The sequence below is a fragment of the Paenibacillus caseinilyticus genome (assembly GCF_027533645.1).
Taxonomy (GTDB): domain Bacteria; phylum Bacillota; class Bacilli; order Paenibacillales; family NBRC-103111; genus Paenibacillus_G; species Paenibacillus_G caseinilyticus.
The window spans coordinates 340,137-356,215 of record NZ_JAQAGY010000003.1 but is presented as its reverse complement, the minus strand read 5'-3'; the positions used below and the strand labels follow the sequence as shown (position 1 = coordinate 356,215).

General features: G+C 60.9%; 14 protein-coding genes. 11 read left to right on the top strand and 3 right to left on the bottom strand.

Annotated features, from left to right (window positions below):
* Positions 1–73: 73 nt before the first annotated feature.
* The 3 genes from O9H32_RS07110 to O9H32_RS07100 form a co-directional block, all read right to left on the bottom strand.
* On the bottom strand, positions 74–874 hold the full coding sequence (locus tag O9H32_RS07110) for an HAD-IIA family hydrolase (RefSeq protein WP_269865223.1): 801 nt from the start codon (positions 872–874) through the stop codon (positions 74–76).
* 129 nt (positions 875–1,003) lie between these two features.
* A complete protein-coding gene (locus O9H32_RS07105; RefSeq protein WP_269865222.1) occupies positions 1,004–3,049 on the bottom strand; it encodes a sensor histidine kinase in 2,046 nt (681 codons plus the stop codon).
* Positions 3,042–3,734 carry a response regulator transcription factor gene (locus O9H32_RS07100; protein WP_269865221.1) on the bottom strand — a complete coding sequence of 231 codons (693 nt, stop codon included), beginning with the start codon at positions 3,732–3,734 and terminating at the stop codon, positions 3,042–3,044. Before O9H32_RS07100 ends, O9H32_RS07105 begins: the two co-directional genes overlap by 8 nt.
* Positions 3,735–4,236: 502 nt before the next feature.
* On the opposite strand from O9H32_RS07100, the gene O9H32_RS07095 reads away from it, so the two are divergent.
* The 11 genes from O9H32_RS07095 to O9H32_RS07045 all read left to right on the top strand — a co-directional run bounded on the left by O9H32_RS07095 (position 4,237) and on the right by O9H32_RS07045 (position 15,666).
* Positions 4,237–4,728 carry a cysteine dioxygenase gene (locus O9H32_RS07095; protein WP_269865219.1) on the top strand — a complete coding sequence of 164 codons (492 nt, stop codon included), beginning with the start codon at positions 4,237–4,239 and terminating at the stop codon, positions 4,726–4,728.
* Between the two features lie 164 nt (positions 4,729–4,892).
* Positions 4,893–5,852 (top strand): acetylxylan esterase, encoded by a 960-nt coding sequence (locus O9H32_RS07090; RefSeq protein ID WP_269865217.1) that lies wholly within the window; start codon positions 4,893–4,895, stop codon positions 5,850–5,852.
* Positions 5,853–5,947: 95 nt separating this feature from the next.
* Positions 5,948–7,222: a serpin family protein gene (locus O9H32_RS07085; protein WP_269865215.1), complete on the top strand. Its 1,275-nt coding sequence runs from the start codon at positions 5,948–5,950 to the stop codon at positions 7,220–7,222.
* Positions 7,223–7,350: 128 nt separating this feature from the next.
* Entirely contained in the window at positions 7,351–8,637 is a 1,287-nt protein-coding gene (locus O9H32_RS07080; RefSeq protein WP_269865214.1) for a serpin family protein, read from the top strand.
* 97 nt (positions 8,638–8,734) lie between these two features.
* Positions 8,735–9,499, top strand: a complete 765-nt coding sequence (locus O9H32_RS07075) for a TIM barrel protein (RefSeq protein ID WP_269865213.1) — start codon at positions 8,735–8,737, stop codon at positions 9,497–9,499.
* Between the two features lie 1,055 nt (positions 9,500–10,554).
* Positions 10,555–11,553 carry an ABC transporter ATP-binding protein gene (locus O9H32_RS07070; protein WP_269865407.1) on the top strand — a complete coding sequence of 333 codons (999 nt, stop codon included), beginning with the start codon at positions 10,555–10,557 and terminating at the stop codon, positions 11,551–11,553.
* A complete protein-coding gene (locus tag O9H32_RS07065; protein ID WP_269865212.1) occupies positions 11,543–12,340 on the top strand; it encodes an ABC transporter permease in 798 nt (265 codons plus the stop codon). The genes O9H32_RS07070 and O9H32_RS07065 overlap by 11 nt, the downstream gene beginning before the upstream one ends.
* A 6-nt stretch (positions 12,341–12,346) precedes the next feature.
* Positions 12,347–13,147, top strand: a complete 801-nt coding sequence (locus O9H32_RS07060) for an ABC transporter permease (protein WP_269865211.1) — start codon at positions 12,347–12,349, stop codon at positions 13,145–13,147.
* Positions 13,148–13,365: 218 nt separating this feature from the next.
* Positions 13,366–13,818, top strand: a complete 453-nt coding sequence (locus O9H32_RS07055; RefSeq protein ID WP_269865209.1) for an NUDIX hydrolase — start codon at positions 13,366–13,368, stop codon at positions 13,816–13,818.
* A 472-nt stretch (positions 13,819–14,290) separates the two neighbouring features.
* Positions 14,291–14,740, top strand: coding sequence for a chemotaxis protein CheX (locus O9H32_RS07050; protein ID WP_269865208.1), 450 nt, complete (start codon positions 14,291–14,293; stop codon positions 14,738–14,740).
* 149 nt (positions 14,741–14,889) lie between these two features.
* Positions 14,890–15,666, top strand: a complete 777-nt coding sequence (locus O9H32_RS07045) for an SDR family NAD(P)-dependent oxidoreductase (protein ID WP_269865207.1) — start codon at positions 14,890–14,892, stop codon at positions 15,664–15,666.
* Positions 15,667–16,079 lie beyond the last annotated feature (413 nt).

The following is a 16,079-nucleotide window of genomic DNA, read 5'->3' as shown; positions in this document are numbered from 1 at the left end:
GATCCGCTCGGCAAGCTCCATGAGGTGCCGGCAGGAAGAACCGGCCGATGCGCGGCTGCCCGCCTGCGCGGGGCTAGCCGATCCGCTCGGCAAGTTCCATGAGGTGCCTGCAGACGAGCTCCGGCTCCACGCCTGCGCGGGCGATCTGCTCGGCGGCGTTCGCTTCGGTAACGAGGCCGGTCAGCACGAGCGACGTACGGCAGCCGGCATCGGCCCCGCCGCGGATATCCGTGCCGAGGTTGTCGCCCACAGCCCAGATGTCGCCCGGGCTCAGTCCGAGCCGTTCTACGGCATACTTCATGATGATCGGCGACGGCTTGCCGATCACGACCGGCGGCGTCTCGCTGGCGCGCTCGATGGAGGCCGCGATGGAGCCGGCTCCGGGCGTCAATTCGCCGTTCCACGGCAGGAGGTGGTCCGGATTGGTCAGCACGGACCGGGCTCCGCGCCGGATGTGCCGCACGGCGGCCAGCAGCTTGCCGTAGCTGAAGCTGCGGTCGATGCCCTGCACGACGGCCGCGGCTGTCTCGGGCTGCGTGTCCTCACCGGCAGCGACCGCTTCGAATCCGGCATCCGTCAGCGCCTGCCGCAGCCCTTCCTCGCCGATATACAGCACGGGCCCTTGCGGAAGTCCGGCGTCTTTCATGTAGAGGGCCGCAGCCTGGGAGGAGGTCAGCACCTCGTGCGCCCCGGCTTCGATGCCCGTTCTTCTCAGATGCTGCGCTACCTGCTCCGGCGTCCGGGACGAATTGTTCGTTACATATAAATAAGGGTAGCCCCGCCCCTTAAGCCATTCGATAAATTCGGCGGCATACGGAATCGGGTGATCCCCGTGGTACAGTGTTCCATCCAAATCCAGCAAAAATCCCGGCATTGTGCCTACCATCCTCTCTAACGCTGCACGGCTTGATCCGTGACAGTGTCAGTATACCTTCCGCCCGTAGCGCGGGCAAGCACAGACAAGCCCCCGGCTTCCCTTGTGAAGGGAGGCCGGGGGCTTCCGTTATTCCATCAGCTTCAGCTTGACATACAGATGGATTTCATCCTTCTCGGATTCAGCCCAGATGCTGCCGCCGTGCGATTCCACGATGCTTTTGGCAATCGCAAGGCCGAGACCCGAGCCGCCGTTGCTCGAGGTGCGGGCGGAGTCGACACGGTAGAAGCGGTCGAAGAGCTGTTCGAGCTCGGTGCGGGTAAGCGCATCGGCTTTGTTGCTGATCCGCACGATGGCATGGCTGCGGTCCCTCGCCATCCCGACGGAGATGACGCCGGGCTTCGGGCTGTATTTGACGGCGTTGCCGAGCAGGTTCTCGAAGACGCGGATGATCTGCTCCACGTCGACCCGTACGTTGAGCCGTTCGCTCGGGATGCTGCGGATCAGCGTCAGCTGCTGCTCTTCGCTCAGCGTGACATACTCCTCGAGCAGCTGTTCGAGCACCTCGTTCAGAACAACGCCTTTTTTGTGCAGGGGCACGTCCTGGCTCGAATACTTCGTATACTCGAAGAGGTCCTCGATCAAGCCCCTCAGCTTCTCGGCTTTGCTGTAGGCGATGCCGACATAGCCTGCGGCCTGTTCGGGCGACTCGTAATTGCGGTCGTGGAGCAGCTTGAGATACCCCATGATTAAAGTCAGGGGGGTGCGCAGATCATGCGATACGTTCGTGATGAGCTCGTTCTTGGACCGCTCGGAGCGCCGCTCCTCTTCGATTTTGTGCTGCAGGTCGGCCACCATCTGGTTCATATCCTTGGCCAGGGAGCCGAGCTCGTCTTTGGAGCGCTCGATCACCCGGTGGTCGAGATTGCCGGTGGCGATTATGCGCAGGCCTCCCGCCAGTTCTTCGATATACCTCATTTTGCGCTGGGTGAGGTAGTAGAAGAGGAAGATGAATACGGCGAAGGCGCTGAGCATCGACAGCGGGCTCGTTCCCTTGCTGTATGAGATCACCGGCTGCGGAATCCCGGTAACGATGAGATAGGACTTCTGGTTGTTGTAGGTGACGGGATAGAAGCTCGAGAATTCGGTCCGTTCCTCATCGCTGCGGTTCCGGGCGTCCATGGCATTGCGGATGACGCTGTGCACATCGACATAGGTTTCCGGAGCGTTCTCGCTGCGGAACACGACCCGGCCCTCCAGGTCGGTAATTACGGTCTTATACTTGTCGTTCGAAGCGAGCCGCTTCACCGTACTGAGGAACTGCCGCTGCTTGCGCTCCTGCTGCTCGAGCCGGCGCTGCTCCGCTTCGGCATCCGGTACCGGCTGCGCCGTCGTGCTGCTGGGTGCGGACACGGCCGGCGGCGGAGCAGCCGGCACGCTTGGTGCGCTTGGCGTCGACAGCGGCTGCGGGACCGTGCCAGCGGCTGCAGGTACCGCCGGCACGGACGGGCTGCCAGCCGCCGCGGTGGGCGCTGCTCCTGCAGTCGGCGCCTGAGGTACCGAGCCGGCCGCCGCCGCGGGCGATGCTCCAACGGCCGGCACCGCAGGCACTGCCGAGCCGGCCGCCGTTGCGGGAGGCGCTGCTCCTGCGGCCGGCGCCTGCGGGGCCGCGCCCGCGCCAGCTGCGTTCTGCCCAGGTACCGGCTGGGCCGTGCTTCCGCCTCCCGCCGGGTGAGAGCTGCTGCCCCCCTGAGGCGCCGGTTCGGCCGGCACCTTCTGGCCGCTCTCTTCCTCACCTACGCTCGTGCCGGGTTCCTCCGGAAGGAACGGTTCTTCCCCGCCCTCGGGCTCCACCGGTTCGAGCAGCTCCACGAGGTTCCGGGCTTCGTAGTCGATCCGGTTGATCCCGAAGGAATAGTCGATCACGGTGCCTTTGTTGATCTGGCCGAAGACCGCCGACGAGATCGTATAGAAGAGGAGGGAGGCGAGCAGGCACACGCCGAAGGTCAGTACGAGCTGCAGCCGGACGCTGCGTTCCACCTGGACCTTGGCCATCCGGTAGAGATCGGCCAGGAACAACAGGAAGCCGCGCAGCAGGGTGAACGGGAATATGCGGAACGGGAACCGGTCCAGCAGGGGCCTTCGGGGCCCTTTGATTTTGACGGGCTTATTCAACTTTATATCCCACTCCCCATACCGTTTTGATGAACCGCGGCTTGCGAGGATTGTCCTCGATTTTCTCCCGGATTTTGCGGATATGTACCATGACGGTGTTGTCCGAATCGAGATACGTCTCTTTCCAGACGGTCTCATAGATCCGCTCGATGCTCCAAACCGTGCCGCGGTTGCGCGCAAGGAGCTCCAGAATCGCGAATTCGCGGGGGGTCAGCCGGATCTCCCGGCCGTCCAGCTTGACCTCGTGGGTAGCCGTGTTGATCGTCAGGTCGTCGACCTCAATCTCATGCTCCCGGTTCGGGGCGGCCACGTTCAGCCGGGTATAGCGGCGCAGCTGGGATTTGATCCGGGCGATAAGCTCGAGCGGATTGAAGGGCTTCGTCATGTAGTCGTCGGCGCCGGTGCCGAGGCCGAGAATTTTGTCCATGTCCTGGCTTTTGGCGGAGAGCATGATGATGGGCATGTTGCGGGTTTCGCGGATCTTGAGGCACGCTTCGATGCCGTCCATCTTCGGCATCATGAGGTCGAGGACGATCAGGTCGACATCCTCCTTCTCCAGGAGGCTGAGGGCTTCCAGTCCGTTCGACGCCCGAAGCAGGCGATAGCCTTCATTGCGCAGGTAGATCTCGATGAGGTCGATAATGTCTTTCTCGTCGTCGACGATAAGAATGGCAGGCTGGGCCATGTAAGGGTCCCCTCTCCTTCCTGTAACAGATTTCTTTACATCCGCGGGTGGTTCACGGCTTGCCGTACTTCCTAGGCGCGTCCTTCTCTTCGAAGGGGGGACAGCGCTCACGCTTACGTGCAAGCATACCATGGGCCCGGGAGAGCGGACAATTCACGGGGATGGCGTCCGTGCGCTCTCTTGCTCTTCCGTAAGTATAGGCGCCAAATCTTAAGGATTCCGGAGCCCGAACCTTAAAACTTCCTTAAGAGGCAGATCCGCCCGGGCAGCGTACCGCCGGCGGCGAGGAAGGAACTGCTGGAAGGTGAAGTCTGCAAGGCGTGCACGCTGTGGAGTCCATCGGTTGTCCTTCCCCCCAAAAAATAAGACGCTGGATCCGCTCAAAGCACCGCTTCGGCAGGAACTTCCTTTCGGGCGAGCGCATAATGTGGTGGTATCTAAAGCATAAGAGAAACTTATGGAACCGGTAAGAAAAACTAATGAATAGAGCGGAGGACACCAGATGAACTGGATCCAGCAGGTGGAGAAAGGATTGTCGGGGCTGTCGCAGGCCTCGCCGAAGGAACTGAGGGTGCTGATGCAGGGGCTCGATCTGTCGCTGTCGCGGCTGGAGCCGTATATCTCCGAGCCCCATGCGCTCCCATACGGAAGAACATCGATCGTCCGCAGCGAGGAAGCGGAAGCGGTGCTGATTCACCTGCCTGCCGGCAAAGAGACGTTCATCCACGATCACGGGGATGCGGTGGGCTGTATGTTCTTAGTCCAGGGGATGCTGGTCAACCGGATGTTCCGGCTGGATTCTTACGGGTATCCGCACCAGAGAGGAGAAGCGGCGGTTGCGGAGCACAGCTTCTTCTATGCCCCCAAGAACCAGATCCATCAGCTTGTGAACCCGGGAGAGTCCCGGGCGCTCTCCTTTCATATCTATACGCCGGCTCCGGCGAAGGCCCGTACTTACCTGCGTTATGAAGAGGTCCTGGATTACGTGATTTGACGGCCCGGGATGTCTTGTCATGCTCTAAACGGTCTTCTCATGCTCTCCAAACTTTACTGGCATTCTCTCCATTGACACCGCCGCCGGGATTCGATTACCCTGAGGGAAAATGCCGGAGTGCCAGGTCCTGGAAGAGACCTGGGGCGGCAGGGAGGCGGGGGAGCATGAATCATATCGAGAAACGGATCCGCGAGCTCGAAGGCTTCACGGCGCAGACCGAAGCGCCGGAAGATCTGGACGCATTCTGGCAGGAGACGCTGGAGGAGTCGGCGGGCAGGCCGCTGAATGCCCGCAGGGAGGAGGCGCAGAGCCTCTCTCCCTACATCCGCACCTATAGGGTCGTCTATGAAGGCTACGACGACACGCCGCTCCACGGCTGGTTTCTGCTGCCCGCGTTCACGGCGGAGCCCCAGCCGGAGAAGCTGCCCTGCGTCGTGCTGTATCACGGCTATACCGGCAGCAAGGGCTACCCGGAGCAGCATGCTCCCTGGCTGCTGATGGGCTACGCGGTCTTCGCGGTCGATGTCCGCGGGCAGGGCGGCGAGAGCGGCAATGCGCTGCCGCAGACGCACGGCATGAGCTCCGGCTGGATCACGCAGGGGCTGCTCGATCCCCGCCAGAGCTATTACCGGGCGGCCGCCGTCGATGCGGTCCGGGCCGTGGAATGGGCGGCGGCGCAGCCGGAGGTGGACGGGCAGCGCATCATCACGGCGGGCGTGAGCCAAGGCGGCGGCCTGGCCCTCCTGACGGGCGCGCTCAGTGCGGTGCCGGCGCTGGTGCTGGCCGATCTGCCGAACCTGTGCCACATGGACTACGGCATCCTGAATTCGACCGGCTCGCTGACCGAAGCGGCCAAGTTCGTATCGCGGCATCCGGAGCACCTGGATCAGGTGCTGCAGACCTTGGGGTATTTTGACCTGCTGCATCTCTCGTCCCGGCTGCACGCTCCCGTCTTCGTCTCCGTCGGGCTGAAGGATACAGTCTGCCTGCCGGAGACCGTCTATGCGGTGTACAACCGGATCACCGTGCCGAAGGAGATTCATGTGTTCCCGTTCAACGGGCACCACACAAGCGGCGACCACTTCCGGCGGGAGGTCGAATGGATCCGCAGCCAGTGGGGCTGACCCCTCAGGCTGACTCTTCAGGAGTCTGCTCCTATGCAACAATTCTTCTTGCCGGCCCGTTAAGGAAAGGAAGAAGAGAGAGAGGCGCCCTGAATATGCCTGATAAGAAAACGCGTACATATACATTGACCCAAGGTCTGCTCATCCTGATGTCGGCGGCTGCACTGCTGCTTGCCGGCTGCGGCAAGGATGGGGACCGCCGGGCGGAAGCCGCGGTGGAGAAGCGCAGCCACCGCGTGGAGGAGCTCGATCCCCGGATCGCGGCCGGCCACAATACGTTCGGGCTCCAGCTTCACCGCCGGCTGGCGGAGGAGCACCCGGGCGAGAATGTCTTCTTGTCGCCCTACAGCGTGGCCGCGGCATTATCCATGGTCTACCATGGGGCGGAAGGGGGCACGCGCGGCGAGATCGGCCGGGTGCTGCACGCCGCGGACCTTCCCTTGGACGAATGGAACAAGGGGAGTCTGAGTCTGAAGGACCTGCTGGAGCATTCCGGGGAAGCGGTGCGGCTGGACGTCGCGAATTCGGTCTGGTCCCGCAAGGGCATTCCGCTCCGCGAGAGCTTCCTGGAGCGGAACCGGGAGAGCTACGGAGCCGAGGTGAAGGAGCTGGACTTCAGCGAGCCGAAGGCCGCACGGACCATCAACGACTGGGTGAAGAAGAACACCGGGGGCCGGATTCCGGCCATTGTCGACGATCCCATTCCCGGCAGCATCCTCATGTACTTGGTTAACGCCGTCTACTTCAACGGGCGCTGGTCCGATCCTTTCGAGAAGAAAGCTACGGTGCAAGGCGAATTCCATCCGACGCCGGACGGGCCTGCTCTGTCCGTGCCTCTGTTGCATGGAGGCGGCAGCTATCCGTACCTGCGGGAGAACGGTTACCAGGCAGTCCGCCTCCCTTACGAAGGCGGCCGGCTGCATATGCTGATCGTACTGCCGGATGAAGGGACAACGCTGGAACAAGTGCAGGAGAAGCTGTGGATGGATACCGGATTCTGGCGCAAGGAGATGCCTCCGCTGCTGGGAACGCTGGAGCTGCCAAGGTTCCAGCTGGAGGGGGACTACGACCTGAATGACGCCCTGTCCGCGCTTGGCATGCCGGGAGCCTTCGATCCCGTCAAAGCGAATTTCCAAGGGGTCTCCGATACGCCGCTCTCGATCAGTAAGGTGAAGCACAAGACTTTCCTGAAGGTGGACGAGGAAGGTACGGAAGCGGCGGCTGTCACTTCTATCGGGATGACCGGCTCGGCCCCGCCCCAGGATGAGCCCTTCCATATGATCGTCAACCGTCCATTCCTGCTTGCGATCCAGAGCGCGGAGACCGGCAGCCTGCTCTTCCTCGGCTCGATCTACAAGCCGCAGGAGTAAGCGGCTTCCCTGTCTTATGCAACCTCTGGCAATGCTGCTGCGTCCATATGGATAAAAATGGATGGAAAGAGGCGAGGGGCATGAAGGGGAAGAGGATACGGAGCAGGAAAAGGGCGCTGGCAGGGACGTTGGCTTTGACGTTGACGGCGGCAGCACTTCTGGCAGCCTGCGGCGGCAAGCCTGTGACTCAGGCAGATGGTGTGCCGGGGCAGCAGGGGGGAGCAGAGGGGAGGGGGGCGCCCGCGGCGTTCGATTCCTCGGAGGCGAAGCGCACCTTAGGACTGTCCGATCTGAACAGGGCCGTCGTTACCGCACAGAATGCCTTCAGCCTTAACCTGCACCGGCAGCTGTCCGCGGAGCACCAGGCCGAGAACGTATTCGTCTCTCCGTACAGCGTGGCTTCGGCGCTTTCCATGGTCTATCACGGCGCGGAGGGGACGACGCGGCAGGAGATCGGCCGGGTGCTGCAGGCGGAAGGGATGAACCTGGAAGAGTGGAGCCGGGGCAGCCGGGTGCTGAAGGACCTGCTGGAGCATTCAGGGACGGGGAACCGGCTGAACATCGCGAACTCCGTCTGGATCCGGGAAGGCTTCCCTGTCCGGGAGGAATTCATCAATCGCAATCGGGAGGAATACGGCGGGGAAGTGTCCGTACTGGATTTCACCAAGGACTCAGCTGCCGATACCATCAACGAGTGGGTGCGCAGGCGCACGGAGGAGAAGATCCAGGGCATCGTCCAGGCGCCGATCTCCGAGGATCAGGTTATGTATCTGATCAACGCGGTGTACTTCCACGGAACCTGGGCACTGCCCTTCCTGAAGGGGGATACCGAACAGGCCCCCTTCTATTCCTCTCCGGACGCACCCGCTGAAGTGATGATGATGAAGCAAAGCGGCAGGTTCGCGTATCAGCGGGAAGACGGGTATCAGGCCATCCGCCTGCCGTATCAAGGGGATAAGATCAACATGCTGATTGTGCTCCCGGACGAAGGCTGGAGCCTTGCGGGGCTGCAGGAGAAGCTGTGGAACGATGCGGCGTTCTGGACACGGCAGATGCCTGATGCCGGAGGGACGATCGAGCTTCCGCGCTTGAAGCAGGAAGCCTCCTATGATCTTATTCCCTCCTTGCAGGGCCTGGGAATGAGGGAAGCCTTCGGGGACCGCGCGGACTTCAAGGGCATATCGGATAAGCCCGTTATGATCTCCGAGGTCGCCCACAAGACCTATCTCCGTGTAGACGAGCAGGGCACGGAGGCGGCGGCGGTGACTTCCATTGCTGTAGTCAAGGTATCAGCAGAGAAAGTTGAAGGTGAATCCTTCCACATGACTGTCAACCGCCCCTTCCTGCTCGCCATCCAGAGCTCGGAGACCGGCAGTCTGCTCTTCCTCGGTACCATCCATAAGCCGCAGGAGTAAGAACGGCGAAGCGCCGGGGCCCCCCCTGCTTGGCCATGATCCTATAGTCCGGATCTTACCAGCCTTACCACAACACGCACTCCAAAGGAGACCCCCCATGAAGTATTCGCTGTGTATCGGCGCTTACCCGGGCCAAGATGCCCTGTACCATCTCCGCAAAATCCAAGAGCACGGCTTCGGCGGCCTGGAGCTGTACGCCTGGTGGCAGCTCGGCGACCTCAGCGTCTTCGCGCGGGAGCAGGAGAAGATCGGCGCAGGGATCATCGCCACCTGCACCAAGGAGTTCAACCTCGTCGACCCGGCGAAGCGCGAAGACTATCTCGCCGGCCTGCAGGAGACGATCGAGGCGTGCCGGATCCTCGGCTGCCGCTCGATTATCACGCAGACGGGCAGCGTCCGCGAAGGCGTCTCACGCGAGGAGCAGCGCGCCGCCATGGTCGAGACGCTGAAGCGGTGCGCCGGGCTGCTCGAATCGACGGACATCGTGCTGGAGGTCGAGCCGCTGAACGGGCTCGTCGACCATCCGGGCCACTTCCTGCAGGCTTCCGGGGAGTCGGCCGAGATCATCGACCGGGTTGGCAGCTCCCGGGTGAAGCTCGTTTTCGACGTCTATCACCAGCAGATCACCGAGGGTAATGTCATCCGCAATGCGGCCGCCCATGCGTCCCGGATCAACCACTATCATATCGCCGACAACCCGGGGCGCAATCAGCCGGGGACAGGCGAGTTGAACTACGTGAATATCCTCCGGGCGATCCGCGATACGGGGTTCGACGGCTATGTCGGGCTAGAGTGCGGCTACACGGCGGATACGGACGAAGCGCTGCTGCAGTTCAAAGAGGAGATTGCGGCCCAGGTATAGCACGCTAGAACAGCAGGGAGCACTTGATAGCTTGCGGCAGTCAACCAACTAACAAAATCCAGTATTGCCAATCCTTACATCCCGTGGTAATATCCCATGTAAGATATTGCGATTTTGTTGGGGAAGGGCTTCTAGGGATCCGACGCATGACAGGCTGCACCAGCCTTCATCCGGGCGAACCAAGCGAAGCCGGCGCGGTCCAATAGGGGCGCTACACCGTAGGGATAAAAGACCTTCGTGCAAGTTCCTCGCCGGCAGGGCGGGGATGCACGAGGTCTTTTTTTGATATAGCGCGCCTAGCCAAGCTAGGCACAACGAGCCGGTGCAAGTCCGGTCGAGGTAAGAGCCAAGTCGCCTCGTAGCTGACAGGCAGCTGGTGGAGAGATCCTAAGGCTGAAGCCCTGTGACAAAGTAACCCTGCAAAGGGAGCGAGCAAACCGACAGGCCGTAACATGAAGTGAATCCTGCCGCATCGTCAAAAAGCACCTGCTAAGGACAAGAAGGAGCCGAGCCCCGTGTATTTGGGCGAAGGCCATGGAACGCGTGAAGACCTTGGAATCGCAGCGCGGAAGAACCTTCCGGTGTAAGGGGAGCGGCATGTCGGGAACGTTGTGTCTGGAACTAGGGAGACCCTACCCTGCACGAAAATTTTTTTTCGTAACAAGCGAGCCTATAAGCCCGAAAGGCGAAGGGGGGAGCTGCGGGAAGGGAGTCGGAGGGGGCCAGGCATGGCAGCCAGACTAGCCGGACTTAGGAAACTTGCAGTCTAAGGAAAGATCCGCATGCTGAAGGAAGAAGAACATCGGAAAGCCGGATGAGGGAAAACCTCACGTCCGGTTTGATGAGGAGGGGCTGGGGAGCCAGCCCTTTACTCTACTAAGAATGTATATCGCCAGGGCTCGATCCTGTCTTCTTATATATCTTATAAACTCGCATCGTCCCTAAAGGACAGCGAAGCCGTTTATCTTGCTTTATCGGAGCAGAGGAGTCGCTCCCCCAAGCATCGGCGCCCCCAGCAATCGCAATAGAACGAGAGGAGTGCGGACGGTATGGGTATGGCTTGTATTCAAGTGCAGGATCTCAGCAAACGCTTCTCCGTCAAGCGGAAGGAGGAAGGGCTCGCGGCGAGCCTCCGTTCCCTGGTACGGCCCCGCTATGCGGAGAAGGTGGCGGTGGGCGGCATCAATCTCGAGGTCGCTCAGGGGGAGACGCTCGCCTTCCTCGGCCCGAACGGGGCGGGCAAATCGACGACGATCAAGATGCTCACCGGCATCCTCCATCCGTCGGACGGAACCGCCGAGGTGCTCGGCCTCTGCCCTTGGACGGACCGCAGCCGGCTCGCTTACAAGATCGGCTCGGTGTTCGGCCAGAAGTCGCAGCTGTGGTACCACCTGCCGGCGGCCGACTCGTTCGAGCTCATGAGCCGCATCTATGAACTGAAGCGCAGCGATTATTACGCCCGGCGCGACGACCTCGTCCGGCGCTTCGAGCTGGAGCCTTACCTGCATACACCGGTGCGCAAGCTGTCGCTCGGCGAGCGGATGCGCTGCGAGATCGCCGCGGCGGTGCTGCACCGCCCGCAGATTCTCTTCCTCGACGAGCCGACCATCGGCCTCGATGTTGTCGTCAAGGCGAAGATCCGCGAGCTCATCCTGGAGATGAACCGGGAAGAGGGCACGACCGTCTTCCTGACGTCCCACGATCCCGGCGATATCGAGCTCCTGTGCCGCCGGGCCGTCGTCATTAACTATGGCGAAGTCATATTCGACGATACGGTCGACTCCATGAAGCGGGACCTGCTTACGGGCAAGACGATCTCCTTGCAGCTCATGGAGCCCGGGAAGCCGTTCTCCTACCGGGGCGTGGAAGTGCTGGAGCAGACCGCAGCCGTCCTGAAGCTCGCCGTGGATACAGCCGCCGTCTCCACGCAGGAGGTGCTGACCCATCTGGTCGGAGCGTACCGCGTATCGGATATCACGGTCGAGGACCCGCCGATGGAGGCGGTGATTACGCACATTTACGAACGGGAGAGGGGCGGGATCCATGCGGGCTAAAGTGCTTAAATATGCGGCGGTCGGACAAATCTCTCTGCGCAACCATGTAGCGTATGTGGCCGATTTTCTCCTGCGGACGATCTTTCTCGTCATCATCATGTACATCTTCCTCCAGCTGTGGCAGACGACCTACCGCGGAGAAGGCAGCGGGACCATCGCGGGCTACAGCCTGGAGGGCATTCTCTGGTACATCCTCTTCGCCGAATCATTGGCGATGGCGTTCCCCAGCCTGACGACCCGGGTGGAGGAGGAGGTGAAGAGCGGCGACGTCGCGTACCGGCTCACCCGTCCGCTCAGCTATATCGGCTATCACTACGCCTCCTACATCAGCGAAGTGGCCGTCCGGGTGCTCGTGAATCTGGCCGTGGGCTGTACGCTGGGGGTGGCCGTGTTCGGATGGCCGGAGTTCGGTCTCGGCTGGGCGGGATTCTTCCTGGTGGGCATCGGTGCGGTGACCGTCAACTTCCTCATGAACATGATGCTGGCGCTCTGCGCATTCTGGGTAGAAGAGACGCGGGGGCTTGAGTTCGTGTACCACAAGCTGCTCTTCACGGTCGGTGGGATGCTGATGCCCCTCGAATTGTTCCCGGAGAGGCTGCAGGAGGTGTGCCGCTGGCTGCCGATGCAGGCCGTGCTGTACTTCCCGGCCAAGACGGCTGTCGACTGGCAGGGCGTGAATCTGCCCTCCATGCTGCTGATCCAGCTCGGCTGGATTGTCGTGCTGACCGTGCTCGTATCCATCTTGTACGGCCGCGGCGTACGCAAACTGAATATGAATGGGGGCTGAGGCGGCATGGGAGGAAACCGGGCTAGAGGGCTTGCCGCTTGGGTATGGACTTGTTGGAAGCTGAATCTCGCGGGAGCGATGGAGTTCCGGATGAGCTTCCTGATGACGGCGGGCATGATGATGCTCAACAATACGGTCTGGATCCTGTTCTGGGGGCTGTACTTCCAGCGCTTCCCCGTGGTGAACGGCTGGACGATGCAGGATGTCATGATGATGTGGGCGGTGAGCGCGGGCGGGTTCGGTCTGTCGGCCGTGTTCTTCGGCAACGCCTACCGGCTGGCCTCCCTGGTAGCGGGAGGCCAGCTCGATGTGTACCTGGCCCAGCCGAAGCCGGTCCTGCTTCACCTGCTCGTGTCGCGGATGTCCTTGTCCGCGATCGGCGATGTGCTGTTTGCGCTGATATTGTACGGCATGTTCGGCAGCCTGTCCCCGGGCGGCCTCCTCAGGTTCGCCTTGGCGCTGCTCATCGCAATGCTGATCCTGCTGTTCTTCGTCGTGGCTGTGCAGTCTCTGGCTTTCTACATCGGCCAGGCGGAAGGGATCGGGCAGCAGCTGTTCCAGGCGATTCTCGCCTTCTCCACGTACCCGACGGGTATCTTCAGCGGCTGGGGACGGCTGATTCTGTTCACCGTCATCCCCGCGGGCTTCATCTCATATCTGCCAATCGGGCTCCTGCGGGAGGCCGACCTTGGCTTTACGCTGCAGGCGCTGGGGATGGCGCTGCTGCTCGCGGCCATCGGCACCGGGGTATTCCATAGGGGACTGCGGCGGTATACGTCGGGCAACGGCATCGGAATGCGGATGTAAATGGGAGCTGTGACAGGTGGATGTGTCCGGAAAGCTCGGGCTTGGGGCTTACACAGCAAGGCAGCGTGCCGAGCCTGGGCAGAATATTGTTCCCCCGGACACGTCTGATCTCTGGATCATTCCTCCGAATGGATGCTTCCGCATGGGAATACATATGAAGAAGGATGTCGAAACCTCGCGGATGGATGTGCGAATAGTCGAAGCGGAAAGAAGGTGCGATGATGAGCCAAACTTGGTTCAGGGTCCACAGCGCAGTATATCTGCTCTTCGTGAAGGAAGGGCAGCTGCTGATGCTGAGACGCTGCAACACGGGATACGAGGACGGCAGACTGAGTCTGGTCGCCGGCAAACTGGACGGCGGGGAAGAGGTCCGGCAGGCCGCCCGGCGGGAAGCGCTCGAAGAAGTGGGCGTAGAGGTGGATGCGGATGCGCTCGAAGTAGCTACTGTCCTGCACCGCTGGTCGGATACGGGGGAGTGGATCGATTTTTTTCTTACCGTGAAGTCTTGGCAGGGCGAACCCTTCAACAAGGAGCCGGACAAATGCTCGGAGCTGCTGTGGGTCCCGCTGGATGCTCTCCCCGACGATACGATTGCCCATGTCAGGCTGGCCGTGAACCATGTGCGCGGCGGCGTAGTCTATGACAGTTACGGCTGGGAGTCCCAAGCTTAACCGGGGGCTGCGGTTTCCGGAGCTCTTCTTGGGGGAGCATATCTTGCGCTGCTGGCTTGGAGCATGCGTCGACGGAAGACAACGGCATGTCGGCTTGCTGCCCCTGTCGTCACCGCTGACGCCGACGTCGGGTTTCCCGTCTATTTTGCTGGGCCTAGTATGCCGCGACGGCGCGCGAAATAACCGCCTGTTCTCCGGTCATGACACGTGACATTAGGAAAGGAGCTTCCGTATGAATCTGCTGAACACCTCTGGTGCAGCATGTATCCGATAACCATGCCATCATGATGCACGATCCGCCGCTGCCCCCGGCAACGACATCATTATACAAGTCTCTTTTTCCAGGCTTTTCTACCCAAAGACCCATAAACAAACTATGCGGATGTGCCGATAATAGGTATAATGGAATAACAATATAGTGCTTAAGGGTAACTAAAAAGTAGAATCGCCTAAAAAGGAGACCGGTCATCATATGAAGGCAGAACTTATTAATCCGTTTCTGGAATCGGCCCGCGTAGTCATAGAGCAGGTGGCAAATGTTCGCCCATCCACAGGTGAGCTTGGAGTCAAAGAAGTCGTGATCGACGAGAATTATATCTGGATTCAAATCGGCATGACGGGCCAAATGGAAGGAGATATCGTATTCGGACTGCACGAAGATGTAGCCAAGAAGGTCGTCTCCGCTATGATGGGCGGCTATTCCGTTACCGAGATGGACGAGATGAGCAAGAGCGCGATCTCTGAGCTGGGTAACATGATCAGCGGCAATGCGAGCACGATGCTCTTCAACCAGGGCGTAGTCGTGGATATCACGCCTCCAAAACTAATGCTGCAGGCAGCGAAGCAATCGAAGAAGGCTCTGACGATTCCTCTCATTATGGAAGGCATCGGCGAGCTGGATATTCAAGTATTGATCGGTTAATTTGATTTCCCCTGTTCCTGCCGTTCTCCATCCTATCCGACTTATCGCTAAGGCTGCATTTTCCCCCGGGGAGAAGGCAGCCTATTTGGTTATCGGCAGGATAGAGGGTAGAATGGAGTAGAGAATAGGAGCGGTTGAGGAGGCAGAGCATGAACTGGGAAGGGAAAATTGCCGTGATTACCGGGGCATCGAGCGGGCTCGGGGCGCTGATGGCGCAGAAGCTGGCGGAGCGGGGGGCGGTGCCCGTCCTCATGGCACGCTCCGAAGCGAAGCTTGCCGAGACGGCGAAGTCGATCCGGGGCAGACATGGCATCCACGTGCTCGACGTAACTTCATCGGAGGAGGTCCGCCGCGTCATGGAAGGGGTGCTTGCCGAATACGGCCGCATTGATGTTCTCATTAATAACGCCGGTTACGGCGTATTCGACCGTTTCGTGGACGCGCCGCTGGAGGAGTTCGAAGGCATGATGGATGTGAATTATATGGGAACCGTGCGCTGCACGAAAGCGGTGCTTCCGGCGATGCTGGGCCAAGGCAGCGGGCATATCGTCAACATCGCTTCGATGGCGGGGAAGATCGGATCGGCCAAATCCAGCGGGTATTCGGCGACGAAGCATGCGGTGCTCGGACTGACGAACAGCCTGCGGCAGGAACTGGTCGGTACGGGCGTTTACCTGACGGCGGTTAATCCCGGTCCGATCGATACGCCGTTCTTTGACCGGGCCGATCCGGGCGGCGGGTACGTCAAGAACATCAAATGGTTCATGCTGAAGCCCGAAGTGGTCGTCGACCGGATGCTGAGGGCTATCGAGCGGCGCACCCCGGAGATTAACCTGCCGTGGGTAGGAGCAGCGGGAGTGAAGATGTTCCAGCTGTTCCCGGGCCTCTTCGACCGGGTGGCGTTCAAGCTGCTCAACAAGAAGTGAGCACGGGCGGCAAAAAGAGAAGCCGGGCCTGTTCAGCCCAAGGAAAAGCACTTGGGGCTGAACAGGCCCGGCTATTGTGCGTAAGCGGGAGAAAGCCGTAGGGCTGCGCTTGCATATGGGGCGTGGCGGGGTGCGAAGCGACGGTGCCTGGGGGCGGTACCTTTCCCTTGCGGCTCCGCTGCGGTGCGCAGTGTTGTCTTGGGCGGTGTACCGTTGGAGGCGTGCCCATGCAAATGCTGACGGAGGCGTGCCCATGCAAATGCTGACAGAGGCGTGCCCGTGCCGTGGACTAATGCCGATGGCAGTGTACGGTGCCGTGTGCAAATGCCGATGGCGCCGAGCCGGTGCCGTTGACTAATGCTGAGGGCAGCGTGCCCGTGCAAATGCTGATGGAGGCGTGCTCGTGCCATGGA